General features: G+C 56.0%; 21 protein-coding genes and 1 tRNA gene. 13 read left to right on the top strand and 9 right to left on the bottom strand.

Features of this window, described 5'->3' with window-relative positions; genetic code table 11:
- The first annotated feature begins 94 nt into the window (after positions 1–94).
- The 6 genes from ACQZ45_RS05315 (at position 95) to ACQZ45_RS05290 (ending at position 9412) form a co-directional block, all read left to right on the top strand.
- Positions 95–4426 carry a DEAD/DEAH box helicase gene (locus tag ACQZ45_RS05315; protein ID WP_448742193.1) on the top strand — a complete coding sequence of 1444 codons (4332 nt, stop codon included), beginning with the start codon at positions 95–97 and terminating at the stop codon, positions 4424–4426.
- On the top strand, positions 4386–5219 hold the full coding sequence (locus ACQZ45_RS05310; protein WP_448742231.1) for a type ISP restriction/modification enzyme: 834 nt from the start codon (positions 4386–4388) through the stop codon (positions 5217–5219). Before ACQZ45_RS05315 ends, ACQZ45_RS05310 begins: the two co-directional genes overlap by 41 nt.
- A 1-nt stretch (position 5220) precedes the next feature.
- The gene (locus ACQZ45_RS05305) at positions 5221–6168 is read left to right on the top strand and encodes a 5'-nucleotidase (RefSeq protein WP_113291396.1); all 948 of its coding nucleotides are present in this window, start codon (positions 5221–5223) and stop codon (positions 6166–6168) included.
- A gap of 52 nt (positions 6169–6220) precedes the next feature.
- Entirely contained in the window at positions 6221–6529 is a 309-nt protein-coding gene (locus tag ACQZ45_RS05300; RefSeq protein ID WP_448731309.1) for a hypothetical protein, read from the top strand.
- Positions 6530–7397: 868 nt separating this feature from the next.
- Positions 7398–7682 carry a hypothetical protein gene (locus tag ACQZ45_RS05295; protein WP_162736156.1) on the top strand — a complete coding sequence of 95 codons (285 nt, stop codon included), beginning with the start codon at positions 7398–7400 and terminating at the stop codon, positions 7680–7682.
- 8 nt (positions 7683–7690) lie between these two features.
- The gene (locus ACQZ45_RS05290) at positions 7691–9412 is read left to right on the top strand and encodes a relaxase/mobilization nuclease domain-containing protein (RefSeq protein WP_162736157.1); all 1722 of its coding nucleotides are present in this window, start codon (positions 7691–7693) and stop codon (positions 9410–9412) included.
- A 419-nt stretch (positions 9413–9831) separates the two neighbouring features.
- On the opposite strand, the gene mqo is transcribed toward ACQZ45_RS05290, so the two are convergent.
- Positions 9832–11565, bottom strand: coding sequence for a malate dehydrogenase (quinone) (gene mqo / locus ACQZ45_RS05285; protein ID WP_025592695.1), 1734 nt, complete (start codon positions 11563–11565; stop codon positions 9832–9834).
- A 389-nt stretch (positions 11566–11954) separates the two neighbouring features.
- Positions 11955–12374, bottom strand: coding sequence for a hypothetical protein (locus ACQZ45_RS05280; protein ID WP_003511854.1), 420 nt, complete (start codon positions 12372–12374; stop codon positions 11955–11957).
- Positions 12375–12638: 264 nt separating this feature from the next.
- Here ACQZ45_RS05280 and ACQZ45_RS05275 point away from each other — a divergent pair.
- Positions 12639–12715: transfer RNA gene (locus ACQZ45_RS05275), tRNA-Pro, on the top strand.
- Between the two features lie 161 nt (positions 12716–12876).
- Here ACQZ45_RS05275 and ACQZ45_RS05270 read toward each other — a convergent pair.
- A complete protein-coding gene (locus tag ACQZ45_RS05270; protein WP_003511855.1) occupies positions 12877–13197 on the bottom strand; it encodes a hypothetical protein in 321 nt (106 codons plus the stop codon).
- Positions 13194–13415: a hypothetical protein gene (locus tag ACQZ45_RS05265; RefSeq protein ID WP_003511857.1), complete on the bottom strand. Its 222-nt coding sequence runs from the start codon at positions 13413–13415 to the stop codon at positions 13194–13196. Before ACQZ45_RS05265 ends, ACQZ45_RS05270 begins: the two co-directional genes overlap by 4 nt.
- Positions 13416–13518: 103 nt before the next feature.
- Between ACQZ45_RS05265 and ACQZ45_RS05260 the strand changes: the two genes are divergently transcribed.
- Positions 13519–13746 (top strand): hypothetical protein, encoded by a 228-nt coding sequence (locus ACQZ45_RS05260; RefSeq protein ID WP_003511859.1) that lies wholly within the window; start codon positions 13519–13521, stop codon positions 13744–13746.
- A 78-nt stretch (positions 13747–13824) separates the two neighbouring features.
- Here the strand turns inward: ACQZ45_RS05260 and cysN are convergent, their stop codons facing one another.
- The 3 genes from cysN to ACQZ45_RS05245 are packed head-to-tail and all read right to left on the bottom strand — an operon-like array spanning position 13825 to position 17069.
- Positions 13825–15306 carry a sulfate adenylyltransferase subunit CysN gene (gene cysN / locus ACQZ45_RS05255; protein WP_003511861.1) on the bottom strand — a complete coding sequence of 494 codons (1482 nt, stop codon included), beginning with the start codon at positions 15304–15306 and terminating at the stop codon, positions 13825–13827.
- Positions 15306–16259 (bottom strand): sulfate adenylyltransferase subunit CysD, encoded by a 954-nt coding sequence (cysD, locus tag ACQZ45_RS05250; protein WP_003511863.1) that lies wholly within the window; start codon positions 16257–16259, stop codon positions 15306–15308. The genes cysN and cysD overlap by 1 nt, the downstream gene beginning before the upstream one ends.
- Positions 16260–16286: 27 nt before the next feature.
- Positions 16287–17069, bottom strand: a complete 783-nt coding sequence (locus ACQZ45_RS05245) for a phosphoadenylyl-sulfate reductase (protein ID WP_013635643.1) — start codon at positions 17067–17069, stop codon at positions 16287–16289.
- 204 nt (positions 17070–17273) lie between these two features.
- Between ACQZ45_RS05245 and ACQZ45_RS05240 the strand changes: the two genes are divergently transcribed.
- The 5 genes from ACQZ45_RS05240 to ACQZ45_RS05220 all read left to right on the top strand — a co-directional run bounded on the left by ACQZ45_RS05240 (position 17274) and on the right by ACQZ45_RS05220 (position 21958).
- Positions 17274–17714 (top strand): RrF2 family transcriptional regulator, encoded by a 441-nt coding sequence (locus ACQZ45_RS05240; protein ID WP_003511868.1) that lies wholly within the window; start codon positions 17274–17276, stop codon positions 17712–17714.
- A gap of 245 nt (positions 17715–17959) precedes the next feature.
- Positions 17960–18985, top strand: a complete 1026-nt coding sequence (locus ACQZ45_RS05235) for a sulfate ABC transporter substrate-binding protein (protein WP_003511869.1) — start codon at positions 17960–17962, stop codon at positions 18983–18985.
- A gap of 201 nt (positions 18986–19186) precedes the next feature.
- Positions 19187–20044, top strand: a complete 858-nt coding sequence (gene cysT / locus ACQZ45_RS05230) for a sulfate ABC transporter permease subunit CysT (protein WP_013635645.1) — start codon at positions 19187–19189, stop codon at positions 20042–20044.
- Positions 20037–20906, top strand: coding sequence for a sulfate ABC transporter permease subunit CysW (gene cysW, locus ACQZ45_RS05225; RefSeq protein ID WP_003511871.1), 870 nt, complete (start codon positions 20037–20039; stop codon positions 20904–20906). Before cysT ends, cysW begins: the two co-directional genes overlap by 8 nt.
- An 11-nt stretch (positions 20907–20917) precedes the next feature.
- Positions 20918–21958 carry a sulfate/molybdate ABC transporter ATP-binding protein gene (locus ACQZ45_RS05220; RefSeq protein WP_113291402.1) on the top strand — a complete coding sequence of 347 codons (1041 nt, stop codon included), beginning with the start codon at positions 20918–20920 and terminating at the stop codon, positions 21956–21958.
- A 390-nt stretch (positions 21959–22348) separates the two neighbouring features.
- Here ACQZ45_RS05220 and ACQZ45_RS05215 read toward each other — a convergent pair whose 3' ends face one another.
- Positions 22349–23362 (bottom strand): NAD(P)H-quinone oxidoreductase, encoded by a 1014-nt coding sequence (locus ACQZ45_RS05215; protein WP_162724288.1) that lies wholly within the window; start codon positions 23360–23362, stop codon positions 22349–22351.
- Positions 23363–23450: 88 nt separating this feature from the next.
- A complete protein-coding gene (locus ACQZ45_RS05210; protein ID WP_448742192.1) occupies positions 23451–25253 on the bottom strand; it encodes a GGDEF domain-containing protein in 1803 nt (600 codons plus the stop codon).
- Positions 25254–25392 lie beyond the last annotated feature (139 nt).

Below are 25392 nucleotides of genomic sequence, written 5' to 3'. Positions count from 1 at the left end.
CAGTGGATGGGGTGGGATTTGCGGAGCCTCGAATAGACAGCAGCAATCTCGAATGCGATACAGGAAACTAAGATTCCCGTAAGCCGAGAAAATTATGTCAAGTGCACTTAGAAAACTCCTTGAAGAATACAGAAGCGGTGCCAGGACAGAGCGGGAAAAAGGAACCTATTTCGAAGAACTGGCCAAGGTGTTCTTTGAACATGACCCTCAATATGCGCAGCGCTTCAATAGGGTCTGGACCTATGCTGATTTCGCCAAGGAACGCGGCATAAGCGGGCAGGATACTGGCATTGACCTCGTTGCCCGGATCAGCGATGACGGCGGATACTGCGCAATCCAATGCAAGTTTTATAAAGAAGGCTACCGCATCCAGAAGGCCGATATCGACTCCTTCTTCACTGCTTCAGGCAAGCGTCCGTTCACCGAACGTTTGATCGTCGACACAACGAACGCTGACTGGAGCGAACACGCCGAGGGCGCGCTGCGTGATCAGTCCATTGAAACACAACGCATCGGCCTTTCCGAGATTGAACAAAGCCCGATTGATTGGGGCATGTATATCCGGGATGAGAAAGTTGTCCTGGCGGCAAAGAAAGAGCTTAGGCCACACCAGAAAGACGCGCTGGAGGCGGCCAGGAACGGTTTTGCAGAGGCAGATCGCGGTAAGCTCATCATGGCCTGCGGCACGGGAAAAACCTTCACTGGATTGAAGATAGCCGAGGACTATGCGGGCGTCGGCAAGATGGTGCTTTATCTTGTGCCGTCTCTGGCCCTGATGTCCCAATCAGTCCGGGAATGGTCTATAGACACGAATACCCCGCTTCGCTGCTTTGCTGTTTGCTCGGACGTGCAGGTCGGCAAACGTCGCAACATCCATGATGATATCGGCGATATCGAAATCCATGATCTTGCCTATCCGGCAACGACAGACGCCAAAACGCTTGCAGACAAAGTCAATTCCCACCCTGATTTGCGGATGACCGTCGTTTTCTCGACCTACCAGTCCATTCAGACGATTTCCAACGCCCAGAAGAAATACGGACTGCCGGAATTTGACCTCATCATCTGCGACGAAGCTCACCGTACGACGGGCGCAAAATTCGAAAATGAGGACGATTCCAATTTCATCAAGGTCCATAGTCAGGACTACATCGAGGGCAAAAAGCGCCTTTACATGACGGCAACGCCGCGCATCTATGGTGATGGCGTCAAGACAAAGGCCAGCGAAGCTTCAGTGGAACTTTGCTCCATGGATGATGTGGCGCTGTATGGCGAAACTTTTTTTCAGCGCGGTTTTTCGTGGGCGGTACAGAATGATCTCTTAACCGACTACAAGGTTATCGTATTGGCGGTCGATGAGGCTATCGTGTCCGCCGGGGTTCAGAATCGGTTGGCTGACGCCAACAGCGAGTTGAAGCTTGATGACGCCACCAAGATCATCGGTTGTTACAAGGCGCTCTCGAAAACCAATCTGAAGCAGGATGTCGCAACCGATCCGCATTCCATGAAACGAGCTATCGCTTTCTGCCGTGATATCAAAAGCTCGAAAATGATCACCAATGAGTTCGGTAAGGTGATCGAAGAATATTTCGATAGTCGAAGCATAATGGACGGCGACGCAGCGGAAGAAAGCAAACTCCACTGCGAGCTGGAACATGTTGATGGATCGTACAACGCCAAAGCCAGAAACACGTTGTTGAACTGGCTGAAGGAAGACACAGGCGAAGACAATTGCCGCATTCTCAGCAATGCCCGCTGCCTGTCGGAGGGCGTGGATGTCCCAGCTTTGGACGCCATCATGTTTCTGCATCCACGCAAGTCACAAATTGACGTCGTGCAATCCGTTGGCCGCGTCATGCGCAGGGCTCCGGATAAGAAAATGGGTTACGTCATTCTCCCGGTCGGCATCCCGGCGGACATGGCCCCGGAAGAGGCGCTTAACAATAACGAAAAATATAAGGTCGTCTGGCAAATCCTGAACGCCCTTCGCGCCCACGACGACCGTTTCGATGCCACCATCAACAAGATGGAGTTGGGTGTGGATGTCTCGGGTCAGATTGAAATCATCGCCGTCAAGAATGAGATGCCGAACCGGAACAAGCCCGAGGCGACTGGGCTAAACATCGGGCAAGGTGGCGATGCAGTCGATGAGCATGATCCAGACGGCACGACCATTTCAGAACCGGTGCAAACGTCTTTCCTGTTCGATGAAATCTCATCCGCTATCATGGCGAAGATTGTCAAAAAATGCGGACGTCGCACCTATTGGGAGGATTGGGCAACCGATATCGGTAAGGTTGCGCAGACCCATATCACCCGCATCAAGGCGCTGGTGAGGCAGCCTGACAGTTCGGAGCGTAAAGCCTTCGAGGGGTTTCTGGGAGAGTTGCGAGACGATCTCAATGACAGCATTTCCGAAGACGAAGCCATCGAAATGTTGGCACAGCACATCATCACAAAGCCAGTGTTTGAAGCCCTATTCGAAGGTTACAATTTCACAAAAGAAAATCCTGTTTCTCGCGCCATGCAGGGCGTGCTGGATGTTCTGGATGAACACAATCTGGAAAAAGAATCAGAAAGCCTTCGGAAATTCTATGCGGATGTGAAAATCCGGGCGTCCGGCATCAATAATGCGGAGGGGAAACAGAAAATTATTGTCGAGCTTTATGACAAGTTTTTCAAAAATGCCTTCCCGAAATTACAGGAAAAACTCGGCATCGTTTACACGCCGGTCGAGGTGGTGGATTTCATCATTCATTCGGTCAACGACGTTTTGCAACAGGAGTTCGGACAGACCTTGGGAAGTAGGGGCGTCCACATTCTTGATCCGTTCACAGGCACAGGCACGTTCATCACCCGACTGCTGCAATCCGGTCTTATCAGCCCGGAGGAACTGGCGCACAAATACGCCCATGAGATTCATGCCAACGAGATTGTCCTGCTGGCTTATTATATTGCGGCAATCAATATCGAAGCCGTCTATCATTCGCTTGCCGGTGGTGAATATAAGCCATTTGAAGGAATTTGCCTCACGGACACGTTTCAGCTTTATGAGAAGGAAGACTTGATCAGTCACCTGATGGTGGATAATTCGTCTCGACGCCAGCGGCAGAAAGAGCTTGATATCCGCGTCATCATGGGCAATCCACCCTATTCGGTGGGCCAGAATAGCGCCAATGACAACAACGCCAATATCGCCTATGCCAGTCTCGATAGTCGTATTCGACAGACCTATGCAGCGCATTCCACCGCAACGAACAAAAACGCGCTTTATGACAGCTATATCCGCGCCATTCGTTGGGGCAGTGACCGTCTCGGGGACGCAGGCATCATGGCCTATGTCAGTAATGCAGGCTGGATCGATGGCAACGCCACGGATGGACTGCGTAAATGCCTGGTGGATGAGTTTTCAAGCCTTTATGTTTTCCATTTGCGTGGCGATGCACGTACCTCTGGCGAATTGAGACGGAAGGAAAAAGATAATGTCTTTGGAATGGGCACCCGTACTCCGGTTGCCATATCACTGTTGGTAAAAAATCCAGCCGCGACCGAACATGGTCAAATCTTTTTTCACGATATTGGCGATTATTTGAACCGCACAGACAAGCTGAAGTCCGTTGCCCGCTTCGGAAGCGTCGGCGGTATCACTAAGACCGGTGGTTGGCAGAAGATCACTCCTGATGAACACGGCGATTGGCTTGGGCAACGCGATAAAGTGTTCGATACGTTCATGGCGATGGGTGACAAGAACGCAAAGGGCATTGCGACTTTGTTTGCAAATTATTCTAGGGGACTGGAAACTGGACGTGATGCATGGTGTTTCAATTCAAGCCGCGATCAACTCGCTTCCAACGTTCAGCGCATGATTGACTTTTATAACAGTGAAACTGATCGTTTTAACTCTAATCATTCCAACGTTGACAGGAAAGTGAGGGCGGAGGCCGTAGATGGCTTCGTTAACGCCGACGCTGCAAACATTAGTTGGACGAGTAGTCTAAAAATGGAGTTGGCACGCAACAATCGCATTGAGTTTAGTGCAAATAGTTTGACGACTGGTCTATATCGCCCGTTTTCCAAGCAAGAAGTCTACTATTCGGACACGCTTATTCATCGAGTAGGACAAATGCCACGAATCTTCCCGATGGATGACGCCAAGGCGGAAAATCAAGTCATTATGGTGAAGCAGCGGCAACATGAGGGAAGCCAGTTTGCACTGATGACCAAGAAAATACCGGAACTGCAAAGCGACGGAGGAACACAGTGTTTCCCGGAAGAAATTTTTGAAGTCCAGTCCAGTCCAGTCCAGTCCAGTCCAGTCCAGTCCAGTCCAGTCCAGTCCAGTATACTCAAATACCGAAGAACAGTCAAGAAGAAAATTTGGTTATCTGCACATCGGGCGGGGGTCAGAAAGTACCGTTCAGCGTGATGATAAGCAACGCTCTTCCGAGTCTTCATATGGTGGACATCGATGGGAGCCAATGCTTCCCGATGTTTCTCTACGAGACGGAGGAGGGGCAATGAGCGATGCGCAAGCCGACCTTTTTGGACAGGAATCCTCCCAATCTCGGATTGTCCGCCGCGACGGCATCACCGATGAAGGGTTAGCGTATTTTCAGTCCGCCTATCCCGAAGACGTGCTTAACAAGAAAGACCTGTTCTATTACATTTATGGCCTGCTTCATTCAGAGGATTATCGCGTCCGCTTTGCTGACAATCTCTCAAAACAATTACCGCGCATTCCACGCGTAAAAACCGCCGCTGATTTCTGGGCATTTTCCAGAGCAGGCCGTGCTTTGGCAGAATTGCATGTCAATTATGAACAGGTTGAACCCTACCCTGTCATCTTCACACGCGGGGACACGTCGCTCGTGCCGCCTGCTGATCCCGAAAGCTTCTATCGCGTGCAGCAGATGAAATTCGCGGGCAAGCGACCCAATCTCGACAAGTCCACTTTGATCTACAATGCTAACATCACCATAACCGGCATTCCATTGGGGGCCTATGATTACGTCGTCAACGGCAAATCTGCGCTCGAATGGGTGATAGAGCGCCAATGTGTCAAAACGGACAAGGCCAGTGGCATCGTCAACGACGCCAACCGGTACGCCATCGAAACAGTTGGTGATCCCGCATACCCCCTAAAACTCTTCCAGCGCGTAATTACCGTCAGCCTGGAAACGACAATGATTGTTACGTCATTACCGAAACTGGATATTTGACATGGAAGAAATCAAGAACAGTCTTCGGCAGGCACCACTTCGCATTGGTATATCGACAAGGGCGCTCTTTGACCTTGAGGAAGAACATAGTGTTTTCGTAAAGCAAGGGGTTCAGGCCTATTGTGAACTCCAATTGCAGAGAGAGGATGTAGTCGTCGGTAAGGGGGCTGGCTTCGAGGTTATCGAGCGCCTGCTGAAATTAAATGAGGCCGGTCAGAAGCCGTATGTCGAGGTTGTACTTCTATCAAAGAACTCCCCAGACCTGTCGATCCGAGCATTCAAGTCAATCGAGCATTATGGTCTTTCCGTCATCACCGGAAGCTTTACCAGCGGAAATTCGCTTGCCCCGTTTGTCTCGGCCTGGTCGATTGATCTCTTTCTTTCCAATGACAGTCATGATGTACAGGCCGCTGTCGATGCCGGTGCGGCCGCAGCACGTTTGGGGCCGGTCTCGCCATCATGGGAACATGTTCCAGTTGAAGAGGTTCGGATTGCCTTTGATGGCGATGCGGTAGTTTTTAGCGCGAAATCCGATGAAATTTACAAGGCTCAAGGTCTCGACGGATTTCGGAGGCATGAGCAAGAACATGCAAATCGCCCAATGGATACCGGTCCGTTCGGTAATTTCCTGAAAAAGCTGTCAATGTTAAGGACGATCTATCTTCGTGAAGATGGCGTTAGCAAGGTCAGGATTGGAATTGTCACTGCCCGGGACAGGCACGCCCATGCTCGCGTGATCAATACGCTTAGAGCATGGGGAACGCCTGCTGATGAAGCTCATTTCGTCGGCACCTGGTCAAAGGCTCCTATACTGAAAGCGTTCGGTGCGCACATTTTTTTCGATGACCAGGAAAAACACATCTTGAGCGCATCGGACGTTGTTCCGTCCGGACATGTGCCGGGCCCCCATGATCCGAATGAGCCGATTATTCCAGCTGAAGGAGCTTGAATTTTCTTGATCGCACGATAATCTCCTTCAATCACAGGTGGAGGAGGTTTATGTGACACTGACAAATCGGGATGCGTCACTGGTACTTGGGATGTCTGCAAGGGGCGATAAGAAACACGACATCGCAGCTTGGTTCGGAGAGAATCAAGCAAGGATTGCAGAAGTTGAGCAGGGTCAACACGGAGGCGTCACAGCCGCGCCCGCCATTGAGCTGCCCCCCAAGGGTGCTCCTGGTCCCAAAGGGCGTCGTCTACGGGGCAAGGTGACGAAAGCTGTCGACGCCTTGGAAAAGAATGATGTCTCTACTGCGATCCAGTTGCTTAAGGATGGACTTGCCGATTTTGCAAAAAATGAAACTTAGAGATAGTCTCTAGGGCGTTCCAGCAATTTGCGACACGGCGGAATCCATGCAAGCCGAGGACTACTTCGGTCTTCGGCCTTGTTCCAGACAAACCAGGCGTAGCCAGTTGCTGTAGAGGCCCTTTGATCAACACGGCCCTTTACCATCGGAACACGCTCCGAAAATTGGGCGAAAACAGACGGCGGATTGTGTCGAAAGATCGTTTCATATCGTCCAATGCTCTCAAGAAATACCGTCCTGGCTAAAATTGCCACTCCGACCCTCGCAACATCCAGCGCTCGGTGAACAAACTCCTCTGCCAAACGAAATGGCGGGTTGGTGATAACCCAGTCATAAGAGTTACGACGATAGGGGGAAGTTAAAAAGTCTCGGATGGGGGCAAATCCGTAATCGTAGGCGTCTGCCGATTCCACCGATGAGAAATACTCAGTCAGTGGTCGGCTCATGTAGCCTCTTCCGCAGGCGGGTTCGAGGCAGGACATTGATTTGACATCCCCAGCGCCCACAACGTGCTCGACAAGCGCCCTGGTGGCCCATGGTGGCGTTGGAAAGTCGTCTGGGCTGTCCGCAGCCTCATGCCGTTGTGCCATCACAGCGTGAGATGTGTTTTGCATTGCATATTCCTGTGAAGCTGGGCCACCCAAAGTGGTGGTATGCCCATTACCCGCCTTTCAACCAAATTAACATCGCTATTTTATTTGAGGCTGATCGCTTACGGCTATTGTGGCCGACAGGTTTCCGGTCAAGCCTTGTTGTAGGCACAAAATTTCGAGTGACCTTCGGTTGCCAGCCATGCCTTCGTGAACACGAAGGCAGTAGGCCAAGGGGCTCTGCCCCCGTGGACCCCCGAAGGATGAGGCTGCATTTCATGAAAGACGCGTTTGTAAAAATCCGAATTTCAGATGCCGAAAAATCCCGGCTCGTAAGGTTCGCCGGTCAGGCGGGCAAAACTGCTTCGGAAATCGTGCGTTGTGCTCTTGATGAAACAATGCGTGGGCAAATAGCTGGCGATAAACGACGCAAAGATATCGCGAAGCTGCGTCGGTCCACGAATTTGATGCTCGAAGCCTTTGCGGAGAAGCCAATCGACGTTCCAAAATTGAAGGAAATTGCCGCCCATGTCCGTCAGGATGCATTCAGAGTGCTGACATGATCTGCGCCATGATTATCAAAGCCATCAGATTTAGGACGAGATCGAGCGTAAACAGGTTGATAAGCCATCTCAAGAATGGCACCGACAACGACACTGTTGCGTTTCTCACTGGCACTGTCGCCGATATCACCGACATGCATCTCGATGCGTTGGCAAAGCGGTCGACCTATTCCATACGCCATTGGATCGTCAGCCCGCATGATGCTACCACCAGAGAGCAGATGCGCGAAGTTGTGACGATGATCGCAGAAGAATTCGATTTTGATCCTACGCGAGCTGTCATCGTTGAACATACGAAGACGCGTGCTACAGCCGACGCTCACAATGTGCATTGGCATGTGCTGGTCGGCGAGGTTGATCCTGTGACGCACAGGGCGCTTCGATGTTCATTTGATCGAATTCTACACGAGCTTGTTGCTCGTTGGTCGGAATTCAAATTTGGACATCGATTCGTTCACGGTGTCCATACAACATCGGTTATCGCTGGACTGCGAAAACGCGGTGCTTTCGATGCCGCAAGAAGCGTTGAGGATCAACTTCGCGGAAAAGAGCTTCCATCAAGAGAAGCTTTCACGCATGCCCAGCATCAGGCCGGTAAGCGTGCGGGGGCCGATCTCCCGACTGTGAGGCAGGCAGTTAAGAATGCCATGGCAAGAGCGACCACAAGAGAAGAGCTGGAGGCTACATTTGCAGCGTCATCGCTCTTCCTTGCGGCAGGAGATAAGCGTGACACATGGATCGTCACCAGTTTGGATGGAGCGTTCATTGGCTCCTTGGCCCGCTTGTCGGGAATCAAGAAAACAGAAATCGACAAAATAATGAGTGGAGCGAGCGATGAGTCAGCCAACGACAAAAGCGACAATCGAACAAGCAATTCTAGCCGAAGCGCGAGCTATTCACAGCCTGTTGCAGCCGCCAAGCGAACAGCAAATACCCGGCCCCGAAGTTCTTGTTCAGATACAGGTCAAAATTCTGGAAGCGCTGGAAAACGTATCGAGCCAGATAGAGCGCCTGAATCAGAAACTGGATTGCCTCAAGCCCTCGCCCTGAGCCCCGTAGGCTGGTTTGCAGGACTTGAGAGGAACAAGGATAAGCTATCTTTGCTTCTTGGTAAGGCCAACATGCTCGCCATGGCCTCAGAGGAACGGATCGTAGCCAACCTTTGGGAGATGGAGGAACAGGCGAGATTTGATTTCAATCGGACGGTTCCCGTCTTTGCATATTCTGAAAAGACCACCCGCCTGCGGACCGAAGTCGCAGCCATAGAGAAAAGCGTTGCCAAAAAATGGGACACGCTCTTCGTCGCTGAGCAACGACTTGGCAAGGCCAGACGACCCAGGTGGTGGCACTACTTACTAGGAATTGCGTTTGTCGTGGAACGCCAACAACGGCAGTTAGGATCAGCGGTTCAGCAGGCATCCGATGAACTGAGGAATTGCAACTCCGATCTGGAGAAGGTGAAATCGAAGCTGGTTCGCCAGGAGGTTCACGACAAAGAGCAGCATTCCGCTCTTGTTCAGGATATCGCCAAAAGAAAAGAAGCTGCTGGTCCAGTCCTTAACCAAGTGGCTGCAGCAAACGAGATCATCCGTCAGCATCCGTCGATGGCATTGTGTGGCCTCGATTTCATTCTCGCCCAAGCCCGTGATCGGGTCCGTGATCAGCGGCGTCTCAAGGACAAGAAGGTGGAGAATGACCTCGATATTGGTCGCTTCGGATATGGACGATAAACCCGCAAACCCAGGGCTATCGGCGGAATAAAAATGTCTTGCGTTGTTGCCACAACTGTCTGTAGCGTTGTCATATTAAGTAAGCAGGTTTCGTAAGGATTCTCAATGGCTTGAGAACGCGGAAAAACCTAGCTGGGGCTCCTGGCGCCCCAGCCATCACTTCCAAAATCAGAACAGCGTGCACAGGTGCCGGCGGGCATCTATCAGCCGTACCATTTCACTGCGATCCCGGATGTTGTGACGCGCGAAAACCTGTCCTCCGTCATCACCAGCCTTGACCCAAGAATCCACAAGCCGTTGAAATCCATGGATCCTCGCGAAGAGGCCAGGATGACGCGTGTGTGTTAAACGCCTGCTTAAACAGAAACGCCGCGCATCCAAAGACACGCGGCGTCCAAACTTAAAATCGCGGCTAAGCCTTAAAGCGCGATATCGGGAACCTTCTTCACCGGCGCGCCAGCAGGTGCCGCTCCCGCGCCCTTCAGCGCGCCAAGATCGATCTGCGGCGGGGTCGGCAATTGCAGGTGTTCGGCCGTATAGGCCCATTCCTGCTGCACTTTTTCCGGGTCGTCATTGAGCTTGGTGCCGTAGCTCGGAACGATCTGGCGGATCTTGGCCTGCCATTCCGGTGTTGCCACCTTGTCCTTGAAGACCTTTTCCAGAACGCTCAGCATGATCGGTGCGGCCGTGGAGGCGCCAGGGGAGGCGCCGAGCAGACCAGCGATGCTGCCATCCTGCGCGGCGACGATTTCCGTGCCGAGCCTGAGTACACCGCCCTTTTCCTCGTCGCGCTTGATGATCTGCACGCGCTGGCCCGCCTGCCACAGACGCCATTCGCCCTGTTTCGCGTTCGGGAAATATTCCTTCAACGCGGCAAAGCGGTCGTCGTCCGACATCATCAGCTGGCCGGCGAGATATTCCACCAGCGGATATTCATCGATGCCGACGCGCACCATCGGCCAGGCATTGCTTGTCGTGACGGAGGAGACGAGATCGAAATAGGAGCCTTCCTTCAGGAACTTGGTGGAGAAGGTGGCGAAAGGTCCAAACAGGATGACGCGCTTGCCACCAAGCACGCGGGTATCGAGGTGTGGAACCGACATGGGCGGCGAGCCGACCGAGGCCTTGCCGTAGGCTTTGGCCAGATGCTGCATCGTCACGTCAGGATTGTCGTTAATCAGGAACGAGCCACCAACCGGGAAACCGGCGTAATTGTCGCCTTCCGGAATACCGGACATCTGCAACAGATGCAGCGCACCGCCGCCGGCGCCGATGAACACGAATTTCGCATCCACGGTCTGCTCAGCATCGGTCTTCAGGTTGCTATAGGTCACGCGCCAGCTGCCATCGGCATTGCGCTGGATATCGGAAACCTCGCTGTTGACTTGAAGGTCGAAATTTCGGTCGCTTTGCAGATGCGAAACGAACTGGCGGGTGATCTCGCCGAATTCCATGTCGGTGCCGAGCGGCGACCAGGTCGCGCCGATCTTCTGGGAAGGATCGCGGCCTTCCATCATCAGCGGCACCCATTTCTTAAGCTGCTCGGGGTCGCTGGAATATTCCATGCCGGCAAAAAGCGGGCTTGCCTTCAGCGCCTCGTAGCGCTTTTCGAGATAGGCGATGTTCTCATCGCCCCAGACGAAGCTCATATGCGGCGTGTGGTTGATGAAGGAGCGCGGGTTCTTCAAAACGCCGTTACGTACCTGCCATGCCCAGAACTGCCGGGAAATCTGGAAGGATTCGTTGATGTTGACGGCTTGGCTGATCTTGATGTTGCCGTTGTCGTCTTCCGGCGTGTAGTTCAGCTCGGCAAGCGCGGAATGGCCGGTGCCGGCATTGTTCCAGCCGTTTGAGCTTTCAAGCGCCACGCCGTCCAGCCGCTCGAGCATCTGCATCGACCAGGTTGGCTCCAGTTCACGCAGCCACACGCCGAGCGTCGCGCTCATGATGCCGCCACCGATCAGAAGCACGTCGACCTTCTTGGTAGCCGTATTGGCGAGAAGCGAGGATGTCGGCAGCGCTGTCGCTGCAAGCCCTGCGAGCGCAGTGCCGAGAACCTGTCTGCGGTTCATTGGAAGCGCATGGGAGGGAAGCGCGTCTGAGGAAAGATCAGTGAGCTGGGATTTGTCTTGATCGATGGGAGTCACGGCCATACCTGATTCTTGTTTTGTGTTAAAAACACTCCTCCCAGCCGCCCCGTTACAGCAAAGCCGAAACAGGCACAACCCTGACTTATTCACTCCAGTTCAAGCGCTTTTGCGGGGATTTTGCCGGGACATAAGGTCGCATTGGCTGTTTTTGCCATTTTGCGGATTGTCATTTTTGTGGTTGCGAGGATTAGACGGTGCTTTCAAACGGTTGAAAGTGTCTCAAGCGCGAATATCGCGAAAACGCCGTCAATTCGGCGTTCGCCGCGCTTGGCGGATCAGGTTGCGCTGGTCCGTGTGAAAAAAATTCAGGAAAAATGAGAATAATCGCAAAAAAGTGAAAAGGCCCGCCGGTTAGGGCAGGCCTTGGCTCGTTTCGTCAGCTGGACGAAAACTCAGTTTGCGGCGAGGAATTCCGCGCAATAGCTCGGGCCGTTGACGCCGGGGCGGTCGGAAACCGTGCGTACCGAAGTGATCGTGTAGTCGCTGGAGACGGTGAGCTGAACCGTGCAGGAGAGCGAGGCGGTGCGGGCGGGCGAAATCTGGCGACCCTTCTTGCCGTCCTTGCCTTCTTCGAACTTGGCCGGAATGGTGGCCTTCTTGTAACCGCCGCGCCAGTTATAGATGGTCGAGCTGCCGGTTTCCGTGTCGCTCAGCGGCGGGCCGAATTTTGCAAAGAAAATACCTGCGGACTGACCGACCCACCGCGTTTCAACGGGGCTCTTCTGGGTGAAGGAAGGGGCAGAGCCCGTCGATGTCGTGCAGGCGGAGAGCGCAATGGCGAGCCCTGCGAGCGTTACGCTGCGAAATAGCATGGTGAAATGTCCTTTGTGCCGTGTCCGGCTTCCCGCCGGTCATTACGTTCCCCTAGCAGATTTGGCGGCGACGGGCAGGGGAGCTGTGCCGCTTGACGAAAATTTCCTGCCACAATTGCTTTTTTGTAACGTTTTCCCACACGCCGCCCGGTGCGGCAGGCACTTGGCGACCGCCCTTCGCAGCGCGTTGAAAACTTGTCACAAAAAATGCAATATGCCGCTTGTCGAATGCTGGAGGCTGGTCTATAGAAGCGCCGCTGGTCACGGAGTGTAGCGCAGTCTGGTAGCGCACGTCGTTCGGGACGACGGGGTCGGAGGTTCGAATCCTCTCACTCCGACCAGCTTAAGCCTAATATTTCCCGGGGCTTTCAAATGATCCCAACACTTTCTCAAGATCCTTGGATCAAGGCATCGTACCGAGACCTGACGGTTTAAAACCCGACGGGTAAACGCATTCGGCGTCCGCGGCTGCAAGTCACGACTTCGGTGATTGCACGGAATGTCAATTTCTCGTCCTCGCCAACGGGAGAATGAGCAAAACGCAAACAACAGCCGTCGGCCAGAAGTCGGTTAAACCATCCCAGGACCAATTCCAGAAGTAATAACCCTCCAGATGGGGAGGAGGCATTTCTACGGACACCTCGTAGTCCCGCTTTTCCCGGCCATGAAAATGACCGGCGGCGAAGGCCAGACCGATTATCCACGCCACTCGCCAGCTAACGAGCAGGCGAAACAGAACGGCGACAATCGCCGCCATGATGACGGCCTCTAGAATGTGCCCCGCCCAATCCCAATGGTCTTGAATGTAGGTCCAGTCGATCATCGGTAGCGGTAATCACCGCGCCAGTCGCGACGATCACGCCAATCCCTCCGGTCGCGCCAGTCGCGACGGTCATAGTCACGGTAGTGGCGATCGCGTTCATAGGTGCGGTAGTACACGCCTGTCGTATAATATCCGCCGCTACGGTAGCCCCGATCATCGACACAGCCGCTTAGGATGCCCACCGAAACCAGGCAGATCGCTGCAGTCAGAATTTTCATAATCTTCATCTCCCAATGACGGACACTAACGTGCGCTGAACCACGCAGTTCCATTGCTGAGAGAGTGAGGTGTCGGTCATTAACCGTGCCTGAACACAGCGCCATGACGCTGGCCATCTTCTGGGCTCTGCCAAGCGTCGAAAACTTGATGCGTTTGACGTTATCGACTGCGATGAACCCGTCGTCAGCGCAGTCGCAGGGAACGCAACCACTCCTCAACCGTTATCCCACCACAACAACGATGGAGGATAACATGCTAAAAGGTATTGCACTGTGGGCGATGGGTGTTCCGATTTTTGTGATCATCCTGCTTTACATGTTCGTGTTTTAAACGAGGCCTGATCCAAAGGCTTTCAAACAAAAAGGCGACCGCTTGGACGGTCGCCTTTTTGTTGTGTGCGCGTGTCTTTCAGTCCAGATCGCTGATCAGCCGTGAGGCTGTCGCGCCATCCGTGCGGCGGATGTCGATCTCGTCGCGGTGCTTGGCCAGCAGTTCGCTTGCCAGAAGCTTCTCGGCCAGATGGGCGGGCAGGGAGAGAATGACGCGGTCACCCTGTTCTTCCGTCGCGCCAACGCTGCGTTTGCCGGCAATCATGCCACCCGCCACCGTGTTGTTGGTGTCGGGGTCGATCAGGATGAAGGAGCCGGTTGCCCGGTTCTGCTCATAGGCATCGAAGATCGCCGTCTCGTCGAAGGAGAGCCGCACCTTGCCGATGGCGTTCATCGGCAGCGATGTCTCGTGCGCCTGCCATTCGCCTTCTTTCAGGTTGAGCTGGCTGACCGGCTGCACGCTGACGCGCTGGCGGCGGCTGCCGCTTTTCAGCCAGTAACGTTTGCCGGCCTCGATGCCACCTGGCTGCAACGCCACGATCTGCGCGTCGAAGGCAAGCCCTGTCTGCGGTTGTGCCTCGATGGACACGATCATGTCGCCGCGCGAGACGTCCACCTGACGGTCGAGAACGAGCGTGACCGCGTCACCAGCAACGGCGGCGTTACGCACCAGATCGAAAGTGACGATCTGCTTGACATTCGCGACCATGCCCGACGGCAGCACGACAACGCTGTCGCCCGGCTTGACCGAGCCGCCGGCAACCGTGCCCTGATAACCGCGGAAACTTTCGCCGGGGCGCGACACGCGCTGTACGGGGAAGCGGAAACCACCCGATTGCGCCGAGCGCACCGTGGCAAGCTCCAGCGTTTCGACCAGCGTCGGGCCTTCATACCAGGGCATGGAGGCCTTGCCTGATAGCACGACGTTTTCGCCCTTCAGCGCCGACATTGGAATGGCTGTGATCTGCTTGATGCCGAGGTCGGAGGCGAAATCGCGGAATTCGTGGGCAATCAGTTCAAAACCTGCCTTGTCGTAATTCGTCAGGTCGATCTTGTTGATGGCCAGCACGAATTGCCGGATGCCCATCAGCGCCGCGATGGTGGCGTGTCGGCGTGTCTGTTCCAGAATGCCGGTGCGCGCATCGACCAAAAGTACGGCGAGATCGGCCGTGGAAGCGCCGGTCGCCATGTTGCGGGTATATTGCTCATGGCCGGGCGTGTCGGCCACGATGAAGGCGCGCCGGTCGGTTGAGAAATAGCGATAAGCGACATCGATGGTGATGCCCTGTTCGCGCTCTGCCTGCAACCCGTCGAGCAGCAGCGCGAAATCTGGCAGGCCGAGATCGTTCTGCTTGCCGCTATCGCGATGCAGGGTAGCGGCCTGATCTTCCTTGACGGCCTTGGTGTCCCACAGGAGACGGCCGATCAGGGTCGATTTGCCATCATCGACGCTGCCGCAGGTGATGAGACGAAGCGGGCGCGTATCACGCGTCGCCTTCGAATGTTCGGCAAAGGGCAGAATGGTGGCCGTGGAGGCGGTGTTGGTAGCAGCGGCGGTCATCAGAAATAGCCCTCGCGCTTCTTCTTCTCCATCGAGCCGGACTGGTCTCGATCGATGGCGCGGCCCTGCCGCTCGGAAACGGTGGCGATTTCCAGCTCTGCGATGACCTCCTGAAGCGTCGCCGCCTCGGAGTGGATCGCGCCGGTCAGCGGGAAGCAGCCGAGCGTGCGGAAGCGGATCGAGCCGTGCTGGATCTCTTCGCCGGGCAGCAGCTCCAGCCGCTCGTCTTCGGCAAGGATCATCATGCCGTCACGCTCGATATAGGGGCGCTCGGCAGCGTAATAGAGCGGCACCAGCGGAATGTTTTCCGCCTCGATGTAACGCCAAATATCGACTTCGGTCCAGTTGGAGAGCGGGAAGGCGCGCACGCTTTCACCCTTGCGGACCATGCCGTTATAGATGTTCCACAGCTCAGGGCGCTGGTTGCGCGGGTCCCATTTATGGTCCGGCGTGCGGAAGGAATAGATGCGCTCCTTGGCGCGGCTTGCTTCCTCGTCGCGGCGCGCACCGCCGAAGGCGGCATCGAACTGACCGGCGTCCAGCGCCTGGCGCAGCGCTTCCGTCTTCATGATGTCGGTGTAGAGCGCCGAACCGTGGGTGAAGGGCGTCACGTTTTCGCTCGCGCCGCGCGGGTTTGTGTAGGAGATGAGATCGAGGTCATATTCCTTGACGATCTTGTCGCGGAATTCGATCATTTCCTTGAATTTCCAGCCCGTATTGACGTGCAGCAGCGGGAAGGGCACGCGGCCTGGGAAGAAGGCCTTGCGCGCCAAATGTAGCAGCACGGATGAATCCTTGCCGATGGAATAGAGCATCACGGGATTGTCGAATTCGGCTGCGACTTCGCGGAAGATATGAATGGCTTCGTTTTCAAGCGCCTTCAGATGCGGATCGAGCGGCGGCTTGGATGCGACAGTATTCTTGCTGTCCGTCTCGTGGACTGCGTTGGACATTTTAAACTCCGGAACTGGTCTGAATGATTATCGTTGTGGGATGGCGGAAATGGCGGATGTCTGGTCCGCACCGGCGACGTGAAGACCGCATTCGCGCTTCTCGTCGTTTTCCCACCACCATCGTCCGGCGCGCTCAGGCTCGCCGGGCTTGATAGCGCGTGTACACGGCTCGCAGCCGATGGAGGGGTAACCACGCGCATGCAACGGATTGACGGGAATGTTTTCAGAAGCGACATAGGCCTTGATCTGGTCGATGTCCCAGTCCGCCAAGGCATTGACCTTGATCAGATTACGCTCGGCGTCGAACTCGGCAAAAGGTGTGGTCGCACGATTGCCCGACTGGCCGCGGCGGAGCCCGGTGATCCAGAAGGTGGCACCTTCCAGCGCCTTGCCGAGCGGGATCAGCTTTCTGACATGACAGCAGGCGTGACGGGCCTCGATGCTTTCGTAAAAACCGTTGAGGCCGTATTTTTCGGCATAGGCGTCGATATCGTCCTGTTCGGGCCGAAAGCGACGGATGTCGATGCCGAAGCGTTCCTCGGTTTCCTCGATGAGATCGACGGTTTCCTTGAAGAGCCGGCCGGTTTCCAGCGTCACGACGTCGATCGGCAACCGGTGGGTGCCGATGGCCGCCGTGATGACCTGGTCCTCGATGCCGAGGCTGGTGGTGAAGACCGCACGGCCGCCAAGACCGGCGATAAAGGAAAGTCGTCCCGCAAGATCGAGCCCGGCAAGCGTGGCGTCGAGGGAAGCGGTATCGGCAGAGGCATTTGCTGAATTGATCGTCATTGTCACGTCCGGGATTTCCATGGCCGATTATTGTTGAAATCGGGCCTCTGGAACAGAAATGACAGTCTTTGTGCGCTGCACTTCAGAGCAAAAATGCCTCACGCGCACGATCTATGAGCAAAAGATGCCCGTTCACCTTCTTTGCAGCTTGGATTTGAATTGTGACAACTTCTGCGCTAAGCCGGAATTGCCGGGTATCCGGGCTTGTGTTCTACTGGTTTCACGATGATTTCGCAGAAGGCAAAATATGCGCTGAGGGCGCTTCTTTCGCTGGCAAAGGCCGACGGCGGCTGTCCTGTGCAAATTTCCGATATTGCCCGCGAACAGGCCATTCCGAAAAAATTCCTTGAACAGATCCTTCTCGAAATGAAGAAGGAACGCATCGTCGAAAGCAGGCGCGGCAAGCAGGGCGGTTATTTACTGGCGCGCCCGGCTGCCGATATCACCTTCGGCGAGGTGCTGCGCCTCATCGACGGGCCGCTGGCTCCCTTGCCCTGCCTGTCGCAGACCGCCTATCGCCGGTGCGAGGATTGCGATGGCGAAAAGCAGTGCGAAATACGCCACGTCTTCGCCCGCGTGGCCGACGCCACCCGCAATATCCTTTTCAACACCACCGTTGCGGATGCCGTTTCAGGTGTGGAAGTGCCCGAACTTTTGACGGCCTGACGAAAAAATCGTCTAAAACACCTGAATATTTTTCGCCCTAACGCCAAAAAATCGTCAAAAATGTGAAACGGTTTTGCATTCAGCAAAGTTTTACACGACGCTTGTTGCGCCTTTCGCCTATGCTGCGCTGTATTTGTTGCCCGTGGAAACGCTCTCGGGAAACACTTTTTCGATCGTATTCGGCCTCATTGACCAACTCTACCGGTCCAGTAGAGTTAAGCCATCTTCATCAGGAGGGAATACCGATGTCCAAGCTTCTGTCCGGTTTGAGCGTTTTCGCTCTCGGTCTATCGCTGGCTCTGGGAGGTGTCGGCTCGGCTGCCGCGCAGACCAAGCTGCTTAACGTGTCCTATGATCCGACCCGCGAACTCTACAAGGATTTCAACGAAGCCTTCGCCAAGAAGTGGAAGGCCGATACCGGTGAGGATGTCACGATCCAGCAGTCGCATGGCGGCTCCGGCAAGCAGGCTCGCTCGGTCATCGACGGTCTGGAAGCCGATGTGGTGACGCTGGCGCTGCAGAGCGATATCGATGCCATCGTCCAGAATTCCGGCAAGATCAACAAGGACTGGCGCGGCCGCCTGCCGCATAATTCCTCGCCCTACACCTCCACCATCGTGTTCCTCGTCCGCAAGGGCAACCCGAAGGGCATCCATAACTGGGGCGATCTGGTAAAGGGCGACGTGCAGATCGTTACCCCGAACCCCAAGACATCAGGTGGCGCACGCTGGAATTATCTCGCCGCCTGGGCATGGGCGAATGAAGAGTTCAAGGGCGACCAGGACAAGATCAAGGCCTATGTCGGCGAACTCTACAAGCGCGCTCCGGTGCTCGATACCGGTGCCCGCGGCTCCACGGTCACATTTGCGCAGCGCCAGATCGGCGACGTGCTGCTGGCCTGGGAAAACGAAGCCTATCTGGCCGGTCAGGAATTCGGCGCGGATGCCTTCGACATTATCGTGCCGCCGATCTCGATCCTCGCCGAGCCGCCGGTCGCCGTGGTTGATGCGAACGTCGACGCCAAGGGCACCCGCAAGGCGGCGGAAGCCTATCTGCAATATCTCTATTCCGACGAAGGTCAGAACATTGCGGCGAAGCACTTCTATCGTCCATCCAACCCCGCAGTTGTCTCCAAGGATCTGCTGAAGCAGCTGCCCGACATCAAGCTCGTCACCATCGACGATCCGCAGTTTGGCGGTTGGGCCAAGGCGCAGCCTGAACATTTCGGTGACGGCGGCATCTTCGACCAGATTTACAAGCCCGCCAAGTAAGCGGATGATGGGCTGAAGACAAATCCGCCCACCCCGCTTAAAGGAACTTGAAAAACGACAAATCGATCGACCGGACACCGTGCCGGTCGATCCTTTATAACAAGGCCGGGGAACACCGGCTCCCAGAGAGCATTTCCAGGAAAAGTGGACCCCGGTTTTCTGTCCGGAAATGTGCCAAACTAAAGATTATCCGGAGCGTTGATGAGCAATAATACATCCGGAAACAGGTGGAAGTGGCGTCAATCGAGCGTGATACCAGGCTTCGGCCTGACGTTCGGTTACACGGTCGCCTATCTGTTTCTCATCATTCTTATTCCGCTCGGCGGCCTCATCTGGTCCACGGCGAAACTTGGTTTTGCAGATTTTATTGCGATCGCTGTCGATAGCCGTACGCTGAATGCGCTGCGCGTCAGTTTCGGCACCGCCTTCATCGCCGCACTGGTGAACGCTGTTTTTGGCGTCATCGTCGCCTGGGTTCTCACGCGGTATCGTTTTCCCGGCCGGCGTTTCGTTGATGCCATCGTGGATCTGCCCTTTGCCCTGCCGACGGCGGTTGCCGGCATCGCGCTCACCACGCTTTATGCCAATCGCGGCTGGGTTGGCTCGCTGTTCGAACCCTTCGGCATCAAGATCGCTTTTACGCCGACCGGTATCGTCATCGCGCTGATCTTCATCGGCCTGCCATTCGTGGTCCGCACCGTGCAGCCGGTCATGGAAGAAATAGACCGGCAGGTGGAGGAGGTGGCGGCAACGCTCGGCGCCAACCGTTTCCAGACCATCAGCCGGGTGCTGCTGCCAAGCCTCACGCCGGCCATCCTGACGGGCTTCGCACTCGCCTTCGCGCGCGGTATCGGAGAGTACGGCTCGGTCATCTTCATCGCCGGCAATATTCCTTACGTCTCGGAAATTGCACCGCTCCTCATCGTCATCCGGCTGGAGGAGTTCAATTATGCGGGCGCGACGGCCATCGCCACCATCATGCTGATCATTTCCTTCGCCATGCTGTTCCTCATCAATCTCATTCAGGCCTGGAGCCGCAAGAGGTACGGTTATGTCTGATGCTTCCCGCACCTCGTCCCGACCGTTCCGCGATCCCGCCAGCGAGAGCCTGCCTGCCCGGCTGGTGCTGATTGCCATTGCTTTCCTGTTCCTTGCGGCTTTCCTCGTGCTGCCGCTGGTATCGGTGTTCTTCGAGGCATTTCGCAAAGGCGCCGATGCCTTCTGGGAAGCGATCGTCGAGCCGGATGCTCTCTCTGCCATCCGTCTGACACTGCTTGTCGCCGCCATTTCGGTGCCGCTCAACCTTATCTTCGGTGTCGCCGCCGCCTGGGCGATTGCGAAATTCGAGTTCAAGGGCAAGGCATTCCTGATAACGCTGATCGACCTGCCGTTCTCGATCTCGCCGGTCATATCGGGTCTGGTCTATGTCATCCTGTTCTCTTCGCACAGCGTGCTCGGGCCATGGCTGAAGAGTTATGGCATCGAAATCCTCTTTGCTGTTCCGGGCATCGTGCTTGCCACCATCTTCGTCACCTTTCCCTTCGTCGCGCGTGAACTGATCCCGCTGATGCAGGAGCAAGGTAATGGCGATGAGGAGGCGGCGATCTCGCTTGGCGCAACCGGCTGGCAGACCTTCTGGTATGTCACGCTGCCGAATATCAAATGGGGACTGCTCTACGGGGTGCTGCTCTGCAACGCCCGCGCCATGGGCGAGTTCGGCGCCGTCTCTGTCGTATCAGGCCATATTCGCGGCGAGACCAACACCATGCCGCTGCATGTCGAGATACTCTATAATGAGTACAATATCGGCGCGGCCTTCGCGGTGGCGACGCTGCTGGCTGGTCTGGCGCTCGTGACGCTCGTTCTCAAAACCATTCTCGAAATACGCTTTGGCGCGGGCAACGCAGCCGGCAAGCATTGAAAGGCATATTCATGGAAGTGAAAGTTTCCGGCATCACCAAGCAGTTTGATCGCTTTCCGGCGCTGAACGACGTGTCGCTCGACATTCGTTCCGGCGAGCTGATCGCGCTGCTCGGTCCCTCCGGTTCCGGCAAGACGACGCTGTTGCGTCTCATAGCCGGCCTGGAGCAGCCGACCCAAGGCCGCATCTTCTTCGGTGATGAGGATGCCTCGCACCGCTCGGTGCAGGAGCGCAATGTCGGTTTTGTGTTTCAGCACTACGCCCTGTTCCGCCACATGACGGTTGCCGACAACATCGCCTTCGGCCTGAAGGTGCGCCCTTCCGCCTCCCGCCTGCCGAAAGCGGAAATCCGCCGACGGGTATCGGAGCTTCTGGACATGGTGCATCTGACCGGCCTCGAAAAGCGTTACCCCACCCAGCTTTCCGGCGGCCAGCGCCAGCGCGTGGCACTTGCTCGCGCAGTCGCCATCGAGCCGAAAGTGCTGCTGCTCGATGAACCCTTCGGCGCACTCGATGCCAAGGTGCGCAAGGAACTGCGCCGCTGGCTGCGCGAATTCCACGACCGCACGGGCCACACCACCGTCTTCGTTACCCACGATCAGGAAGAAGCACTGGAACTGGCCGACCGCGTCGTCGTCATGAGCCAGGGCAAGATCGAACAGGTCGGCACGGCGGATGACGTCTACGACACGCCCAATTCCCCGTTCGTCTTCTCCTTCATCGGCGAATCCTCCAGCCTGCCGGTGACGATCCGCGACGGCCAGGTGGTGTTTCAGGGCGAGAGCATCGGCGTCGCCGAAAGTGGCGCAGGTGAGGGCGAGCTGTTCTTCCGTCCGGAAGATGTGGTGCTGACCGACGAGAAAAACGCGCTTTACGGCAAGGTTACCACCTGTCGCCGCCTCGCCGGCACCCGCATCGCCGAAATCGACATCGCCAATAACGGCCATGACCCCTATCACCTCGAAATCGAGGTGCCGCTCAACGCCGCCGTGGCGGTAGGTGCCGAACTGCGGTTTCGCCCGACCCGGTGGAAAGTGTTTGGCAAGAAGTAGGGGAGATGCGGCTGCGATTGGCAGCTGGCGGTTCCCGGTCATACTGGCCTTGAGCCGGTATCCATTCAGCCCAAAGACTTGGTCTGGCTGGATCTCTGTGACAAGCACAGAGATGAGGGAACCGGGTAAACGCGCCGATCACCCTAGAAACGGAAAAGGGTCGCCAGAGGCGACCCTTCCATGAGCTTGGTCCTGTTTACAGACCCGGGACTGTTTCTCAACGTTCCGAAGGCAAGAGGTTTTTACGCCGAGGGCTGCCCCGTCGAAAACCCACCCTTTCCATTGCCTGCACCAGAGACCGAAATCTCATTAGACATTGGATCACCTCCTTCCGATACGTTGAACATAACTAGAAGGTAGTACGATTCGTCATTAATGCAAGAGGTCTGATCAGGACACCCGCATCACGATCTTGCCGATATGATTGCTGGTTTCCATCAGCCGGTGGGCCTCCACAACTTCGTCCAGCGTGAAGACCTTGTTGATGACAGGCGCAACCTTGCCGCTTTCGATGAGCGGCCAGACCTGTTCGATAAGCTCATCACGGATGGCGCGTTTCTCGTCAGCGGTACGTGGCCGCATGGTGGAGCCGGTGACGGTCAGGCGTTTGACCATGATTGGCCGCAGATCGACCTTTTCAGCCACGGCGCCGCCCAGAAAGGCGATGATGGACAGACAGCCATCCTTGGCGAGTGCGGCAATGTTCTTTTCGAAATAGGCCGCACCGATCATGTCGAGAACCACATCAACACCCTTGCCATCGGTCTCGGCCTTGATGACGGCGGCGAAATCCTCGTCGCGGTAATTGATGGCCCGTTTGGCACCAAGCTTGACGCAGGCCTCGCATTTTTCCGCAGAACCCGCCGTCGCATAGACATCAGCGCCGAAGGCTTTGGCGAGCTGGATGGCGGTTGTGCCGATACCGCTGGTGCCGCCGTGGATGAGCACGCTTTCGCCTTCGGTCAGGCCCGCCATCTGGAAGAGGTTGGCCCAGACGGTGAAGAAGGTTTCCGGCAGCGCGGCGGCCTTGACGGCGTCGTACCCCTTGGGGAAGGGCAGGGCCTGACCGGCCGGCACGGTGCAATATTGCGCATAACCGCCGCCATTGGCGAGCGCGCAGACCTTGTCGCCAGGTTTGAATTCGCTGACGCCTTCGCCGAGCGCCACCACTTCTCCGGCAATTTCGAGGCCGAGGATCGGGCTTGCGTCCTTCGGTGGCGGATAGGTGCCCTGCCTCTGCGCGACATCGGGGCGGTTGACGCCGGCCGCCTCGACCCTCACCAGGATTTCGCCTCTGGCGGGGGTTGGCAAAGGTGCTTGCGAAAGCTGCATCACCTCCGGGCCACCATGGGAGGGAAGGTCGATGAAGCGCATTTTTTCGGGCAGGGTCACATTTTCGGGCATGGCCAGGGGCAATTCCTCATTTGTCGGCGTTACCTGAAGATTTAGGACAGATGTACCGCTTAGGGAAGGAGGCCCTTTGTCGCTGATGTCATTTTGTCTCCCCGAACACCCGGATGACGAGGCCGCCTTCGTTTTCTTTCGCGGCTGTCTTGATGCCGGCGATCTCGCTGCCGATGCGCTCGGGATTGGCGATGATCAAACCTTTTGGCAATGTGAGAACGCCGATGGAGCAACGCAGCAGGGCAAAATCCCGCTCATTGCCGCGACGGTCCAGCCCGACCATGCGACCAGCCTGACGGTCCTCTGGCGAATAGAGTTCGGCCACTTCACCGTGAAAATCGCTGAGCAGCCGCTCTAGGATTTCCGTCAGTTCCTCCACCGCCCAGTCACGCACGCCGACGAAGAAGTCGTCGCCGCCGATATGGCCGAGAAAGCAGTCGCCGGCGAAAAAGTAGCGACGCATCAGTGCGGAAAACAGAGTGATGGCGTGGTCGCCGGCATTGAAGCCGTATTTATCGTTGAAAGGTTTGAAATTGTCGAAATCGCAATAGCAGAAGAAACGGGTCTCATCGCCATCGCCGCAGCTGTCGGCTATGAAGCCGCCGATGGCGCGGTTGCCCGGCAGCGCCGTCAGCGGGTTCTGGTCCTGCGCCATCTTGAGCTGTTTTTCATTGATGACCTTGATGAGCGATGCGGCTGAGACGATGCCGGCGTAACGCATGTTTTCGGTCAGGATGATGCAGGCGCTGCCGCCCATGCTGGCGAACATGTTCATCAGTTGATCGGCATCGGCGTCGAGACCCACGATCGGCGCAGGATCGACGAAGTGGGAAATGGTGCGCTCGTAGATCTTGTTCTTGAGGAGATCGCGCCCGAAAGGCCGGTAGATGTATTCCTTGAGGTGATATTCGTTGATGACGCCGCGCGGTTCGCCATTGGCGTTGAGCACCGGGAAAAACGCCTGCTGCGGGTTTCTGCGGAACAATTCGAAGACGCTGTCGACGCTGTCATGCTCATAGACGGTGGGAAGACGCTCTATTTCGCGACGGATGAGGATTTCGTCCAGCGACTGGCTGTTGCGCCGCGCCACGCCCACTCGGTTGAGGTGCGGAAAGCTCTCGGGAAGCTCGCTGGTGAAAACCGTCGGCCTGGCGATCAGCCAGCCCTGCACCAGATCGACGCCATATTCGCGACATGTGAGAAATTCCGCTTCGGTTTCGATGCCTTCCGCAATGACCCGGACGCCGAGAACATGGGCGATGTTGACGATGTTGCGCACGAGATGCTGCTTGCGCGGAAGATGATCGACACCGCTGATGAAATGCCGGTCGATCTTCAGGTAATCAAGCGGATAGTCGCATAAAAGCTTCATCTCGCCGTGACCGGCGCCGAAATCGTCGATCGCCAGCTTGAAACCTTCCTTGCGCATGCGGGCGATCAGCGCCTTGAACTCCGGCACGCTGGTATTGTCGAAACGTTCGGAAAGTTCAAAGCATATGGAGGAGGCCGGAATGCCCGCCCGCGCCAGATGGCCAACGAGCTTGTCGAGAATGGCGTCCCCGTGCGGGATAAGCCTTACATCGAGATTGAGGAACAGGGTGGTGGTGGAAAAATCCGCCAGGGTGGAGAATTTAGCGAGCGCCCGGCTTGCCAGCATCTGCTCGAAGGCCTTCAGCTCGCCATCCTCGGCAGCCTGGTCGAGAAGCGCGAGCGGGTTGGAAAACCCAAGCCGGTCATGGCCGCGCATCAGTGATTCATATCCGAAAATCGTGCCCGTCGTCGCCTCGACGATCGGCTGAAACGCGGTTTCAAGCACAAGCTTCGCCATGGGAAACATGTGCCCGGAGGCAAGCCGCCTTATGACATCGTTCTCCAGCGTTACGGCCGGCATTTCTGTTCTCCGCTATTGCCAGTTCCCCGTTGGTGGCATGACAAGTCAAATGCACACACGGGAACTTGTCTCTTTTCAGCAGACAATCGCAGATTACAGGTCAACAAAAGCTTTCACGACTGTGAAGCTTTAATGAAGG

This window comes from Agrobacterium sp. 16-2014-1-2a (genome assembly GCF_053522705.1).
This window is presented reverse-complemented; position numbering and strand designations above follow the sequence as displayed.